Source organism: Flagellimonas alginilytica (assembly GCF_042134605.1).
Classification (GTDB): domain Bacteria; phylum Bacteroidota; class Bacteroidia; order Flavobacteriales; family Flavobacteriaceae; genus Flagellimonas; species Flagellimonas alginolytica.
The window spans coordinates 572,874-588,102 of sequence record NZ_CP169638.1 but is presented as its reverse complement, the minus strand read 5'-3'; the positions used below and the strand labels follow the sequence as shown (position 1 = coordinate 588,102).

The 15,229-nt window shown below is 42.0% G+C and carries 10 protein-coding genes; 9 read left to right on the top strand and 1 reads right to left on the bottom strand.

The window, feature by feature from the left end:
• Positions 1–42 precede the first annotated feature (42 nt).
• The 5 genes from ABTP35_RS02585 to ABTP35_RS02565 are packed head-to-tail and all read left to right on the top strand — an operon-like array spanning position 43 to position 5,075.
• Positions 43–579 (top strand): hypothetical protein, encoded by a 537-nt coding sequence (locus ABTP35_RS02585; RefSeq protein WP_224835281.1) that lies wholly within the window; start codon positions 43–45, stop codon positions 577–579.
• Between the two features lie 3 nt (positions 580–582).
• Positions 583–1,605, top strand: coding sequence for a hypothetical protein (locus tag ABTP35_RS02580; protein ID WP_375334431.1), 1,023 nt, complete (start codon positions 583–585; stop codon positions 1,603–1,605).
• Positions 1,606–1,608: 3 nt separating this feature from the next.
• Positions 1,609–2,643, top strand: coding sequence for a hypothetical protein (locus ABTP35_RS02575; RefSeq protein ID WP_293294132.1), 1,035 nt, complete (start codon positions 1,609–1,611; stop codon positions 2,641–2,643).
• 3 nt (positions 2,644–2,646) lie between these two features.
• Positions 2,647–3,825: a hypothetical protein gene (locus tag ABTP35_RS02570; RefSeq protein ID WP_293294134.1), complete on the top strand. Its 1,179-nt coding sequence runs from the start codon at positions 2,647–2,649 to the stop codon at positions 3,823–3,825.
• A 5-nt stretch (positions 3,826–3,830) separates the two neighbouring features.
• The gene (locus tag ABTP35_RS02565) at positions 3,831–5,075 is read left to right on the top strand and encodes a hypothetical protein (protein ID WP_293294136.1); all 1,245 of its coding nucleotides are present in this window, start codon (positions 3,831–3,833) and stop codon (positions 5,073–5,075) included.
• Between the two features lie 17 nt (positions 5,076–5,092).
• Here the strand turns inward: ABTP35_RS02565 and ABTP35_RS02560 are convergent, their stop codons facing one another.
• On the bottom strand, positions 5,093–5,665 hold the full coding sequence (locus ABTP35_RS02560; RefSeq protein WP_224835276.1) for a sigma-70 family RNA polymerase sigma factor: 573 nt from the start codon (positions 5,663–5,665) through the stop codon (positions 5,093–5,095).
• Positions 5,666–5,782: 117 nt separating this feature from the next.
• Here ABTP35_RS02560 and ABTP35_RS02555 point away from each other — a divergent pair, with 117 nt between their 5' ends.
• The 4 genes from ABTP35_RS02555 (at position 5,783) to ABTP35_RS02540 (ending at position 14,931) form a co-directional block, all read left to right on the top strand.
• Positions 5,783–6,931 (top strand): FecR domain-containing protein, encoded by a 1,149-nt coding sequence (locus ABTP35_RS02555; RefSeq protein ID WP_293294138.1) that lies wholly within the window; start codon positions 5,783–5,785, stop codon positions 6,929–6,931.
• A gap of 279 nt (positions 6,932–7,210) precedes the next feature.
• Positions 7,211–10,366, top strand: coding sequence for a TonB-dependent receptor (locus ABTP35_RS02550; protein WP_375334430.1), 3,156 nt, complete (start codon positions 7,211–7,213; stop codon positions 10,364–10,366).
• Between the two features lie 48 nt (positions 10,367–10,414).
• The gene (locus ABTP35_RS02545) at positions 10,415–11,827 is read left to right on the top strand and encodes a RagB/SusD family nutrient uptake outer membrane protein (protein WP_224835273.1); all 1,413 of its coding nucleotides are present in this window, start codon (positions 10,415–10,417) and stop codon (positions 11,825–11,827) included.
• Between the two features lie 26 nt (positions 11,828–11,853).
• Positions 11,854–14,931: a glycosyl hydrolase gene (locus ABTP35_RS02540; RefSeq protein ID WP_293294144.1), complete on the top strand. Its 3,078-nt coding sequence runs from the start codon at positions 11,854–11,856 to the stop codon at positions 14,929–14,931.
• The last annotated feature ends 298 nt before the right edge of the window (positions 14,932–15,229 follow it).

The window sequence follows — 15,229 nt, the reverse complement described above, 5'->3', positions numbered from 1 at the left end:
AATATAGTTTAGAGATTGCTATAAACATAAACCATCAACTATATGAAATTTAAAACTATGTACTGCTTGTTATCTGCCATGTTTTTTTTGCTTTTTAGTTGCGATAACAACAACGAAGACGATAATGAGGACACACTGACCACAGCACAAGGGACCATACGTTTGTCAGGAAATGAAACGCAGGTACTGGGAACAAGCTTGACGGTCGGTAATTTGGAAGTTGGCAATGTTGCGTTGTCGGGTACCAATAAATCGGTAATCCTGATGTCGGAAAACATAGCGGTTGTTGATAACGAGCTCGTCTATGAAAATGACCAAAACGGGTTTGTAATCGTAGCTGCGGATTTCTCCACTGGAGGTTCACCAAATATAGACAAAAGTATATCCATGACCATAGTAAAAGATGGTGAAGAATATAGGCATGCCTGCACTTCTCCCTATCAAAACTTTTTTATTGCTTGTGGTGACGGGTATGAGGTTGATTTTGAGGCGAAAACCATTACTTTAGAGGAAACAACGGTAATCAATACCGATACCAATGTGATTTTGACCTTGGACGGAACCATTACTTGGGATTAAAATATGAAGGATAAAATTATGGCAAGATCAATTTTATACATCGTTTTCTGTTTTTTGGGAATTCTGGGCGGCAGAGCACAATCTACAAGTGATAAAGAACTGGTCGTGCTTCAAGCGCCTTCCGACAAATTTGTTTCCATAACATTGCAAACACATAAGGGTTTGCCACGTTTCGGGGCTTTGAACATGTATCGGGGACAGGCTACCGGACAAAGACAGGGAATACGGGGAGGCAGACCAGTTCGTGGTGCCGGCGACCCTAATGGCATGCAGAAAAATAAAATCGTTGCTTCGGGCATGAACAATTTTGCCTTATTGGTCGGTCTAAAGTATCTACAACCGTTTATGAAAGATCTGGATCGGGAGCGGTTGACCACAATGACCTCCAATATGTCCGAAAAAGATGCGAATTCGGCCTTTTTACAACGGTTTTTACGGCGTCGGGTGGCTCCAGATCTATGCTTGGCAGAAGAGTGTAAGAATGCCGGACAGGGCAAAAATGAATTTGAAATTCTTCGCAACTATACGTCTTTCGTCGACAACTGCTTGGATCCGCTCTTGGATTGGAGCAAAACTGTTATGAAGAACGATGAGTTGGTTGTTTACCATGTATCTATACTGAATATTGGCGGTACTTATGATTTTGATAAAAAAGGATATACCGTATATCACCTTCTAAAGCTAAACAACATTTTTCCGATGAAGCAGGGCATCTTGAACAAGGTGGAGTTCGAACCCGTGAAACCTTTCGAGTTAGCGCTCCGAAACGCGGTTGATAAGAGGATGGCCATCAAATTTTTACTTCAGATAGATGAACAAATGGCAGAGCAATTTCAGAAAGAAGGGATAAGACATTTGTATGCCGTGAAAAAAATAAAGGTAAAATGGGCGAACAAACCTATGGGGGCTGCTTCTGATCCCTTAGAATTTACATATTCGCACGAAAACGCCGATTTGGAAATTTATACCGACGAGGCACTGACACAACACTTCAAAACATTGTCCCTTGCCGATCTAACTCATTGATTTATGAAACAAATACTATTTATATTCATCGCATTTTCAGGGCTGTTTTCAGTTTGTGGGCAAGGAAAAGAGAAGGTCTACAAAGCCCCTTCACCCAATTTTATAGATCTGTCGCTACAGACGCATAACGACAAATTGCGTTTTGGGGTGCAAGATGAGTATTATTTAAAATCGGATGGCAGTTACGTAAAGCCGAGTGATGCAACGTATGTGGATATCGACAAGCGATTCAGTCACAACAATGCCAGTAGACATGCTTTTGCGGAACTTTTAAAGATTAGGTTTAAAGAAGAGATGTTTGCGGCCATGGACACGGATTATTTTACCGAACGAACCAATACGATGTTCGAAAAAGATAAAATGTCCCATACCGCCCAACAACATACTTTGGTTCTTGCTAATGCGCTCAGCACCAATGAACATGCAATGAGCTATTTCTGTAATCAAAAAGAAGATTCGGATTGTACATCGAGATTTCCGCAAGAAGGATATTACAACGAGCCAAGGAACATAAGGCCATGGGGCGGGAGGGGAGCCACCGAGTTTCAGCAACTAAGGGCCTACACTACATTTGCCAAGAACGATTTGCCCGTGATCGTAAAATGGGGAAGTACGTTGCTTCCGGACAATACACTTAATGGTTACTATGTAACCCGGACCCATCTGGGGAAATACGATTTTAAAGCCGGAGGGTTTTGGTTGATAACACATCAATTTTACAATCAAGGATTTTTGTTAAAGTGGTATGGATTGCAGCCTGGCAATTCAGCAGAAAGAAAATTAATGCACCCCAACGGTGCCTCCATATTATTAAAAATGTCGCCTGAGAAAGCCGAAACTTTTTCGGAAAAAGTACAGCAGATACTTTTGGTGTTCAATGTGACCGGAAAGTTGAACGGGCTCGAAAGTTATAGGGCAGACCAGTTAAAAACCACATTCAAATTGAACTCCCCGATAATTGAAATCTATTCGGATGACAGCTTGACAAAAAAGGTTGACGAAATTGATATTAATACGATGGTGACCAAAACCAGATAACAAATGATGAGAACCAAAAACACACAAACTATTCTATTGATCTTGTTCGGGGCAATGGTCTTTTTGAAGCCTATTTCTGCGAATGCCCAATTTTTTAAGAAATTAAAAAAAAGCATAGAGGATAAGGTTGTAGAAACGGCAAACTCCAAAACAGATAGAATTTTGAACGGGGAAGACAATACTGCTTCAACCGGCCCTGTTGTAAAATCTCCACCCAAGGTTGGGTCCAACAATCCTGCTGACCAGGCAAAGCCGGTCAATGTAAAAAATACTGGCCAGAATCAAGATCAGGAAGTATTGCGGTTCTCGGCCCCATCCAAAGATTTTCGAGATATAGTTATTCAATCCCACAAGGGTTTGCCAAGATATGGAGCGCTACATTTCAAGAGAAATACACACAAACTGATTACCAATAAGGCCTATAAGGCTATTTTGGAGATGCGGTTTTTAGAGGAAACGTTCAAAGATATGGACCGTGTAAAGCTTACAAAAAATCAAAACTCAACAGGAGACCTGAGTAAAAGGAATTCGGAATTTGCCCAGAATCAGGTAAGGATCCTGGCAGGGGAAACGCTATCCGACGATAAATTGAAAGACTATTTTTGTGATTCCGAAGCAGCATCACCCTGTAATTTCTATAATCCGTCAGGAGAGCGGGTCAACGTTTCCTATTGGGGGGGCATGGGTAACAACGAGTTTGCCCAGAACCGCAGTTATACCGGTTTTGTGAAGAATTATTACGACACTCTAAAAGATTGGAGTAAGACCTTCTATGCCGATGGTAGCGACGTTGCGTATTATGTGGCAAAGGGTCTGGTGGCCGAAAAATATGATTTTAAAGAAAAAGGCTATTGGATAGGGAATCTATTTTCTATAGGAGGCGATTTCATACTACATCATGCCAATTTTATACCTTACACCGAGAACGAGAAAGCAATAAGGCACCAACGCAAAAAAATATTCTTGCCCATAGATGCCCAAAAGGCCAAGAACTACAAATTAATTCCAAGGTCACCGGTTTTTGTAGTGTTCAAGGTTCGGGTAAACCCCAAACCCTATAATATGACCTCTGTAAATTGGGAATACGAACTGGAGAGTCCGATCATTGAATTTTACAAAGATGTGGCACTTACCGATAAAATGGGCGAGGTGGATATAAATAGTGCAAATCTTAAACAATAATCAAAATGGGCAACAATCGGGTATATATGTTGATCATGGCGGGGCTAGTGTTTACCATATCGCCCAAGACCAATGCCCAATTTTTTAAAAAGCTGAAACAACAAGCAGAAGAAAAATTGCTCAAAAAGGCAAACAATGGGATAGATGTTGTTTTTACCGAAAGTAAGAGTGGCACAAAGACAGCTGGAGACGCTAAAGGTCCTGTAACGGTCAAAAACGATCAAGATAAATCGGCATCCCCCAAGGCCGTAGAGCAATCAAAAACCACGTATAACGAATCGGATTATTTGGTGTACAAATCTCCGGATCCTGCCTTTAAGGATATAGTGATTCAAAAACACAAGGGACTTCCCCGATTTGGGGCCATAGATTTTTACATGAAGCGGGACAACCCCAAGCAGGTAGATCTTTCAAAGGAGGCGGCGGACAAAAGAAACCTCACGGGCTTGGGCTATACGGGTTTTGCCCATTTGGTACGTATCCATATGTTAAAAGAGCATTTTAAGGCGATGGATAAAACGGCCCTTACCCAACAGACCAAAGGAGAGATCATAGAACAAGAGGCGAAATCCAGTCTGGCGCAAAAAGTATTAAAAGAGTTTGCTTTTGATATGGGTACCGATGCCTTAAAAAGGGAATATTTTATGAACGATTGGAGCGGCGACGGAAAAAGTCCGTTTGTTCGTAAATGGGGCGGTCACCAGGCCGATGATTTTACCGAGAACGAAAGGTATGTTTCGTTTGTGGACAAGTATTTGGAAACCATATTAAAATGGAGCGAAGCCTTTTTTTCGGACGGGACCGAAGATTTTCAGTTGGTGCATGATATAAAGTTTCACGGGCAATATGATTTTGACAAAGGTGGATTCTGGGTTCAATTACCTTTAAGAAGCAAATCGATCAAGGTGTCTTCTTTGGATTATTTTTCTGAATTTTTGCCCCAGACACCGTATGGGCAAGAGATTGCCAATAAAACGAGCCAAGTGGAGTATATAAATGGGTATGTCCTCTTTAAGATAGCCCCGGAAAAGGCCGAGGCCCTGATCAATGATAAAAGCGTACTCCTACAGCTTACCATGAAAGTAAGGTCGGTTTTTAAAGATTTTCAAACGGACAACCCTTTCGTGTATGGAGCTCGTTACAGCTATCATTTCTTAGAGCCGGCAATGGAGCTGTACTCTAATGCAGAGCTTACCCAGAAAATTGGGGAAATTGATTTGCAAGACCTAATTTATAAAGGGCCTAACTAGCTAAAGGCCAATTTTGTTCAAAAAAGGAAAGTCTTTACGGTGGCTCGCATAAAGGCATAGGCTCGCTTTATCTGGGTTTTTACCGTGTTTACAGATATGCCATTGGCCTCTGCGATCTCAGCATAGCTATGGCCATTGATCACCGAAGCTTCAAAGATCTTTTTTCTTTTTGGAGGCAAAGATTCCATTAGCCTAGAAAGATTAAGTTCCCGTGGGTCAACTTCCATGGCCGGATGGTCGATTACTTCTGTTTCTTTTGGAAGATTTTGAAGTAGAGCTCTTTCTTGACTGGTTTTTCGTAAAAAAGTATAGCTCATGTTTTTTACAGCACGCACTGCATATGCTTGGAAAGATACTTTTAGGGCAATGGATTCATTTTTGTTGATGTAGTATTCAAAAAAATCTTGAACAATGTCGCAGGCAATATTTTTATCCTTAAGAATAGTGTAGGATGTTATCAGCAACAACTCATAATTTTCTTTGAATTGAAGTTCTATATCCACGTTGTCACTATTCAATTTTTCTTTCACTATTGGGGTTACAGGTATTTTGAGATTAGAAAAACCTTCATAAAAATAGTAATTGCTCATTAAATGTGTAAAAAAATTGTCTTACAACCATGTTTTTTTAGAAAAAAGTTAAAATTTAACAAGCAACTGTCACCCTATTGTAAAACTGTCCCTACTTATAATTAGAAAAACACAGTTGTGGAAAAATCAAGACTAAGACAATTATTGCACCGGATAAAATCCTCGGATGTTATTGATCAGGAATTGCTGAAAGACTTGACTCCCGAAGAAAAGGAGTTGGTACAGAAATTACATGCGGAGGGATTGGTGGAAAGTTATTTGGAGGAAACACGTTCGCTCAACATCGATGAAGAATGGACACGATTCCAAAAAAGACTGCAAAAGAAAAATGGAGTACAAACACGGGTAGTGCCCTTGTGGAAAAATGTTCTAAAGTATGCCGCAGTGGCCATTGTGCTGTTAGGGGCAACAATTATCTTTAAAATAGTTAAATCTCCAGAACTGCCCGAGCAGCCGGTCAATGGGGAAGTGGTGACCTTAAAAGGAGCCGATCACGATGTTCGGATTATTGATGAGGACGGCAATGGCCAGATCCGCTCTTCAACCGGGGAGCTCATCGCCGAACAAAAAGGGAACAGGATCAAGTACGTATCACAGTCCAGTATCAAAAAATTGGAATACAACGAATTAAAGATTCCATATGGACAAGTGTTCGAACTTGAGTTGTCCGACGGTACCTTGGTTCATCTTAATTCAGGAACGACCATTACATATCCAATAAATTTTATCAAAGGAAAAAATAGAGAGGTATTTATAAAAGGAGAGGCCTATTTTGATGTAACCTCAGATAAGGCCCATCCGTTTTTGGTGCATTCCGATAAAGTAACCGTGGAAGTATTGGGTACACAGTTTAATGTGAGTTCGTATCCAGAGAACCCAGAAATACAAACAGTACTTGTTGAAGGGCAGGTGGCCATGAGAAACTCGGAAACCGATGAAGGGGATATGATACTGACCCCCGGCACCAAGGGATCTTGGAACAAAACAACACTTTCTTCTCGCATGTCCGAAGTGGATGTAGACCTTTATACAAGTTGGATAGGAGGTGAACTGGTTTTTAGGGACACTCCTTTTAATGAAATACTCACCATGCTCGAGCGCAGGTACAATGTAAGTATCGAAAACAAAAACACCGATTTAAATAATAAAGTATTGAACGCCAGATTCAGTGTGGAGATTGAAACCATAGATGATGTGCTTCGATCAATGAAGAATATACTGGGCTACAATTACCAAATAGATGGCAAAACCATACAAATAGAATAAAAAACACCTGATAGTTCCCGAAGCAAATACGAATTTCTATACAACCATAAGAAACCAGGCCAATTAGTCCAACCAGTGTTGGGCCAAAAAACCAATTGGCTTTACTAATAACTAACTTCAAACTCAAATAACATGGAAAAAACCCCAACTAGGATTATTAGGCCAGACCAATCAACGGTCAAAAGGTCCAAGCTTAATCTGTTAACCTTTTTCTTGGCGCTGAGTCTTTTTCAGCTTCAGGCAAACGATCGGTCATCCGAAGTCCCACTAAATCTGCACATGAAAAATGTGACGGTGGAACAAGTATTCAAAAAGATAGAATCGTTGACTACCTACCGTTTTTTGTATGAAAGTGGTATTACTTCTTTAGATCAAAAAGTAACCTTAAAGATAGAGAATGGTGACATTACGGATGTATTGAACACCGTATTTAAAAACACAAAATTGTCCTATGCCATTCAAGGTCGTCAGATAATTGTAAATATAGCTGCGAATCCGCCTACGGCTAAAAAAGCGATGCCCAAGGAGGACATTGAGAGCGAACAAAACCAAATCAGTGGAGTTGTTTCCGATAATAATGGAATGCCGTTGCCGGGAGCAAATGTGGTGGAAAAAGGTACCTCAAACGGAACACAAACCGATTTTGATGGTAAGTTTTCATTGACCGTTGCTCCGGGGGCAGTTTTGGCAGTAACCTATTTAGGATTTAAACCGTTGGAAGTGCCGGTAAACGACCAAAGCAACCTTACTATAACCATGGTGGAAGATTCGGAGCAGTTGAGCGAAGTAGTGGTAGTTGCCTATGGTGAGCAGAACCGTGAAACTTTGACCAGTAATGTTTCGTCGGTTAAGGCAGAGGAAATTGAAAACCTACCGGTAGCTAGCTCAGATCAACTTTTGCAAGGGCGTGCTCCCGGAGTATTTGTTTCCACCAACTCGGGCGATCCAGGAGGAGGTGTTTTTGTTAGGGTCCGTGGTTCCTCTTCCATAAGTGGGTCCAGTGATCCACTCTATGTAGTGGACGGAATTCCAATCCAAAGTGGAAACCTTTCCCAAAACGATGTCGGTGGAGCAACGGTTAGCCCAATTGCAGATATAAACCCTGCCGATATTGAATCCATAGATATCTTAAAAGATGCTTCTGCTACTGCAATTTATGGTTCCAGGGCGGCAAACGGAGTGGTACTCATTACTACTAAAAAAGGTACGCGGGACAAGGCCGTGGTCAGTATTGGAGTTTATGGAGGTGTACAGAGTTATGTAAAGAAACCATCATTGGTAACAGGCCAACAGTTCGAAACTCTTATGAATGAGAGTGCCCGTAACAATGGCCGTCCAGAGCCCTATGCCGATCCGGCCAACGCCGTTAATACCAATTGGAACGATTTGGTGGTGAACGATGGAGCTCCCATTCGAAACATAGATCTTTCCGTGAAAGGAGGAGGAGAAAAAGCAAGATACTTTGTTTCGGCCAACAACTATTCGCAAGAGGGATTGATCAAAAACTCTGGTTTTGAGCGTTTCTCAGGAAGGGTGAACATGGATTTTAGGGTCAATTCCAAACTAAATATGGGAACAAGTATGCTATACTCCCGTTCCAATCGGGATATAGTGCCGAATAGCGATAATATTGCCGGAGCCTTTGCCGGTTCGCACTTTTACCCTTCAAATATGGAGGTGTTGGATGCAGATGGCAACTATAATCGTATCCCTACCATTGACCACCCTTTGGCAACGATCAACGATGTGGATATCCAAATGGAAACAGGAAGATTTCTAGGTACCGTTTTTGCCGAATATACCTTTTTGCCCGGGTTGAGGTTAAAATCTTCATTTAGTGCGGATTATACCAATAATAGGGAAACGGAATACCTTAATACCAATACAAATGCGGGTAGTGCCGTACAGGGAAGTGCAGATTTATATACCCTCGATGATTATAACTGGATTCAGGAAAATGTTTTGAGTTATCAGTTTAATTTGGAAAAAAATGCATTTAATATTTTGGTGGGTAATTCCGTTCAAAAGTCGATCAGAAGATATGGTTTTTCGAGTGGGACCGGTTTTCCTACCAACGATTTTAGACAAATAAGCTCAGCAGCTATTTTAGATGCCAGTTCAGGAAGCACGAGCTATGGATTGGCCTCCATATTTTCGAGGGTCAATTATAATTTTGATCAAAAATATTTGGTCACATTAAACTTAAGGGGCGATGCCTCATCCCGATTTGGAAAGGACAATCGTTGGGGAATTTTCCCGGCGGTAGGTTTGGGATGGGTCATATCCAAAGAAAAATTTTTACAGGACGTAAAGTTTTTGAACAACCTAAAGTTTATGGTGGGCTACGGTATCACCGGTAACCAAAGTGGAATTACCGATTTTAATTCGGTAGGTCTTTGGGAAGGAGCTGCATACACCTCTGAGCCAGGCGTACGTCCTCTACAATTGGAAAATCCTTCGCTCAAGTGGGAAACTACAAAGCAGACTGATATCAGTATGGATATGACCATGTTCGATAACAGAGTCAACTTTACGGCCGGCTATTATTATAAAAAGACCGAAGATCTATTGTTGGAAGTACCTGTGCCAACTACATCCGGATTTGAGTCGGTGATCCAAAATTCGGGAGCGATCCAAAACCAAGGTGTGGAAATAGGTCTGGGTGTGGAAGTATTCCCAACGAATAATGATTTGACTTGGTACATCAATGGAAATATTTCCGGGAATAGAAATAAAATTTTAGATCTGGCAGCTCCTTTCAATGTGTACAACAGGGATTTGTTCCGATATGAAGAAGGTGCACCGATGTATTCCTACTACATGCACAAACAATTGGGCGTAGATCCACAAACAGGTGATGCCATTTTTGAAGATTATGATGGGGATGGGGAGTTTTCTACCAGCTCCGACCGATATATTGTTGGCGATGCCAACCCGGACTTTTTTGGAGGACTTACCAATACTTTGAAATACAAGGGAGTTGATCTTAGCTTTTTCTGGCAATTCTCCTACGGAAACGAGCAATTGAACTTTACACGCTTTTTTATGGAACATGGCGGTAGTAGGGGTACCAACTACACGACTTCGCAATTGGCCAGATGGCAACAGCCGGGCGATATTACTGATGTACCAAGAATGTCTGCGGCCAATTATGCATCGGATCTTAGACCATCTCGATTTGTGGAAGACGGTTCCTATTTAAGATTGAAAAACATATCATTGGGTTATACTTTGCCATCTTCGATCACGGAATCTTTAAAAATGTCAACGGCAAGAGTATATGTTTCAGGTCAGAATATTGTGACCATTACAAATTATTCCGGATTAGATCCGGAAGTGACTGCAACTGCAGATACATCATTGACCCAAGGAGTTGAGTTTTTTACCACTCCTTCCCCAATGACGATCATGGCAGGTATCAACCTAAGTTTTTAATTGAAAAACAAAGAAATAGGAGTGAAAAACTTAAAAAAAAATAAACCAATGTATAAGACCATAAATATAAACGTGAAGACTTTCCTGAGATATACCACCGTGCTCGGATTGTTGATAACCACCGCATGTGATGATATACTGGAGAGGACACCTGAAAATCAAGTGGAGGAAGCTTCAGTGGTTACCGATGAGACCAGTGCCCGTGCTGCGGTAAACGGTATGTACAACGAATTGCAAAGCTCGGACTACTACGGTGACAATTTCCTGATCATGGGAGATGTATCGTCCGATATAGCCCAAAGTATTGGAACTTGGGATTTTTATCGTGAAATGGACACTTACGAAGTATCGGCCGCGGGGAATACCGAGAACGATAATTTTTATAAAAGAGCCAATTCTGCCATTAACATTGCCAACAATGTGCTCAAAAAAGTTGCAGAATTGGATAATATCACCGACGAAAGCAAGGATGCAAAATTGGGCGCAGCATACTTTATTAGAGCGTTGGCCTTGTTCGACTTGAACCGGGTGTACGGAGGTGTTCCCGGGGTGGTAGGGACCATGGGTATGCCAGTAATAAGAGAGGCAACGGGATCTATCGAGGAGATCACTTATCCAGAAAGGCCCGCACTGCTGGATTCCTATTTGGCAGTAGAAGAAGATTTGTTGAACGCTATAGAGCTGTTGCCGGATACCAACGACAAAACTGTGGCATCCAAAGGAGCGGCACGGGCATTAATTTCTAGATTGTATCTGTATTTAGGATACTACGAAGACGTAATCGATTATTCAACAGATGTAATTGCTGACCCTAAGTACACACTGAACCCAAATTTTTTGGACATATTTGTCACCAAATCCAACCAAGAATCGGTTTTTGAACTCGATTTTAACACTACCGATCAAAGTGGCATCCGAAACTGGTACAATCCCAATGGCGGCCGTGGGGATTTAACCTCGCACCAGGAATTTTATTTGGAGGCTTCATCCGATCCAATGGATGTTCGCGGACAGTTATTTGGATTTTCCGAGTCCAACGGCAATTTTCAAATCAAATATCAAAAAGCAGGCGGACTGGATAACATCCATATCATCCGTATTTCCGAAATGTATCTAAATAGGGCAGAGGCCTTGGCCCAGACCGATGACCTTGATGGGGCAATCGACGATTTGAACGAGGTTAGAACTAGAGCAGGTATTGATGCCATTGCAGTTACCCCAGCAACTAAACAGGAAGTTTTAGAGCTAATCTGGCAAGAAAGAAAACTGGAGTTTGCCTTCGAGGGACACCGTTTCTTTGATTTGACCCGAACAGGACAGATTATGGATGTACTTCAAAATATTAACAGAAACAATGGGCCGGCGGTAAGCATTCCAGAAATCGGAAGAGCAGTTTTTCCAATCCCAAGATTTGAACTCGATGCAAATCCAAATCTCGAGCAAAACGAAGCGTATCGCTAATTTATCCAACCAATAAAACAATAATTATGAAACACTTTAAAAAGATAAAATATATTGCACTAAGTGGTTTGGGCTTCTGTATCGCACTTTTGGGTACAAATGCACAGGCGCAGAACAAACCTTTGGACACTACACTTTTTAAATCCATGGAATATCGTGTAGCAGGGCCATACCGTGGCGGACGTTCCATTGGTATTGCAGGTCACGCGGACCGACAGAACGAATACTATTTTGGTGCTACCGGCGGAGGACTTTGGAAAACCACCGATGGAGGTAACACATGGGACCCAGTTACCGACGGACAGATCAACTCGTCCTCTGTAGGCGCGGTGGATGTGGCCGATAGTGACCCGGATATCGTATACATTGGTACGGGAGAGTCAGAGTTTAGAGGCAACATTATGCAGGGTGATGGTGTTTACAAATCCACCGATGCGGGAAAAACCTGGGTACATGCCGGTTTAAAAGATTCGCAGACCATTTCGAGGATACGGATCCACCCGACCAACCCCGATATTGTATATGCAGCAGTTTTGGGTCATCCTTTTGGTCCAAACGAAGAAAGAGGTGTGTTTAAAACCACAGATGGGGGGGGCACCTGGAAAAAAATCCTGTACAAGGGCCCAAAAGCAGGTGCGGCCGATTTGATCTTGGATCCTTCCGATCCAAATACGATTTACGCTTCTATCTGGGAAGTATACAGAACCCCTTGGAAAATGTGGGGTGGAGGCGGAGCTTCGGCTTTGTATAAATCTACAGATGGAGGTGAAAGCTGGGAAGAGCTTAGCAATTTGCCCGGAATGCCAGAAGCACCGATAGGAAAAATCGGTATTACTGTATCCCCAGTGGACTCTAATCGTGTTTGGGCCATAATTGAAGCCAATAACGGTGGTGTTTTCCGATCTGATGATGGCGGAAAGACTTGGGAACATACCAATAACGAAAGAAAACTGCGCCAAAGAGCGTTTTATTACACACGTATTTACGCAGATCCCAAGGATAGAGAAACAGTTTATGTACTCAATGTAAATTTCTGGAAATCTACAGATGGTGGAGAGAAGTTTGATACTGAGATCAAAGTTCCACACGGCGATAACCATGACCTTTGGATAGACCCGAACAATCCAATGCGTATGGCACAGGCCAACGATGGAGGAGGAACTATTTCGGTAAATGGCGGTAAAACCTGGACAGATGAAAATTTTCCGACCGCTCAACTTTACCATATTACTGCGACGAACGATTTTCCATATTTTGTGGCAGGTGCCCAGCAAGACAATAGCACCATTGCTGTCCCGAGCGAAGGGTGGAACTTTTTAACGGCAAGAACAAACACTTTAAAAAAATCCACGCCCCATTATGCCGTTGGTGGAGGTGAGAGCGGATATATAACCCAAGACCCGGAAGACCTGGATGTTTTCTATGCGGGCAGTTATTCCGGAGTACTTACCCGCTATAATAGGAGGACAGGAGAAAGTAGGAGAATTGAGCCATATCCACGTTATTTTATGGGTGAACCGGCAGAAACTTTGCCCGAGCGTGTACATTGGACCTATCCTATAGTATTTTCCCCACTGGATTCGGATAGACTTTACGTAACTTCCCAACACGTATGGGTCTCCAACGATCGTGGGCAATCCTGGGAAAAAATCAGTCCAGACCTAACTTATGCCGACCCGGAGACCATGGGGGAAAGCGGAGGGGTCGTTACCCTGGATATGAGTGGTCCCGAATTGTATGCCACTGTTTATGCATTGGCACCTTCGTACCATGATGTGAATACTATTTGGGCAGGCTCAGATGATGGAATGTTGCACATTACCCGAAACCATGGTAAATCTTGGGAAAATATAACACCTCCCGATGTGCCGAAACACTCAAGAATCAGTATTATCGATGCTTCAAGGCATCATGCCGGTACAGCTTATGTTGCCATAAAAAGGTATCAAATGAACGACCGTGCCCCATATATCTACAAAACTACCGATTATGGTGCCACTTGGACCAAGATCATCAATGGTATTGCAGATGGTCATTATGTACATGCCGTTCGAGAAGATATACAAGTGCCCGGATTGCTTTATGCAGGTACCGAACACGGAATGTATGTGTCTTTTGATGCGGGGGAAAATTGGAAATCGTTCCAGTTGAACCTACCCGATGTAGCTGTGCGCGATCTAGTCGTTACCGAAAAGGACATTGCTATTGCAACCCATGGTAGATCTATGTGGATTTTGGATGATATATCCCCGATACGTGAGTACAAAGAAGATATTTTGCAGAAAGATCTGCATGTGTACACCCCGTATTATTCAGTAAGACGAGTGCAAGATGCTGTTTTTCAGTACTATTTGGGTAAAGAGGCCAATGAGGTAACCATCGAGATTTTGGATGGATCTGGAAATGTAATCAGAAAGTTTGCCCCCAAAGATCCTGCCGAGGAAATGGCAACCGAAGAGAAGGATAAGAACGAGGAAGAAGAAGGCAAGAAGAAAAAAGATAAGGATGTGCCCACTACTCACATGGGGCTGAACACCTTTAACTGGGACCTTCGTTATCCAGGCGCCACTGTTTTCGATAAAATGATCCTGTGGTCTGCACGCCCTAAAAGAGGTCCAATGGCCCTTCCTGGAAAATATCAGGTAAGGATAACCGCAGATGGCAAAAGTGAGACCAAAGAATTTGAAGTGAAAATGGATCCAAGGGTGAAGAACGTGAGTTCGGCCGATCTTAAAAAGCAATTTGACCTTTTAATGAATTTAAGGAACAAATTAAGCGAGGCCAACGAAGCTGTTATCGCCATTCGAAAATACAAAAAGGAAATGGGGGACGATATCAGAAAATCCACATTAAAAAAATTGGATGCCATAGAAAGTGAATTGTACCAGGTTAAAAATGAAAGTAATCAGGATCCTTTAAACTATCCTATAAAATTGAACAACAAGTTGGCCAGCCTTAGTTTAATAGTGGATAGCGCAGAATCAAAACCTACCAATGGTGCCTACCAAGTTTACGAAGAGCTGAGTCAAGAACTGGCAAAATTATTGGACGAACTGAATGCGTTGAATTTGGAGAAAAAAATGGCGAAGAAAATCAAGGGTTAAAATGAATTAGCTAAACAACAATCCAAAACCTTATACGTAAGGTGTTAAGTTTTGACCTCTTGTTTATCGATTGACCCAAAACTTCAATCGTAACGATCCCCCTAATTTTAGGGGGATCAATTGTTTCTATGAGAGTGTAAAGGTCGCGATACATACTTTTTGAGACAATTTCAATCGTGTTTTTTAAGGATGATAAAACAAGAAGGAAATCGTTCAAAAACTTAAAGAAACCTTTAAAAGCTTGTTAGAGGGGAAATCGGGTGTCAACGCATCTAAAATTAACAGATATAAAAAGGTA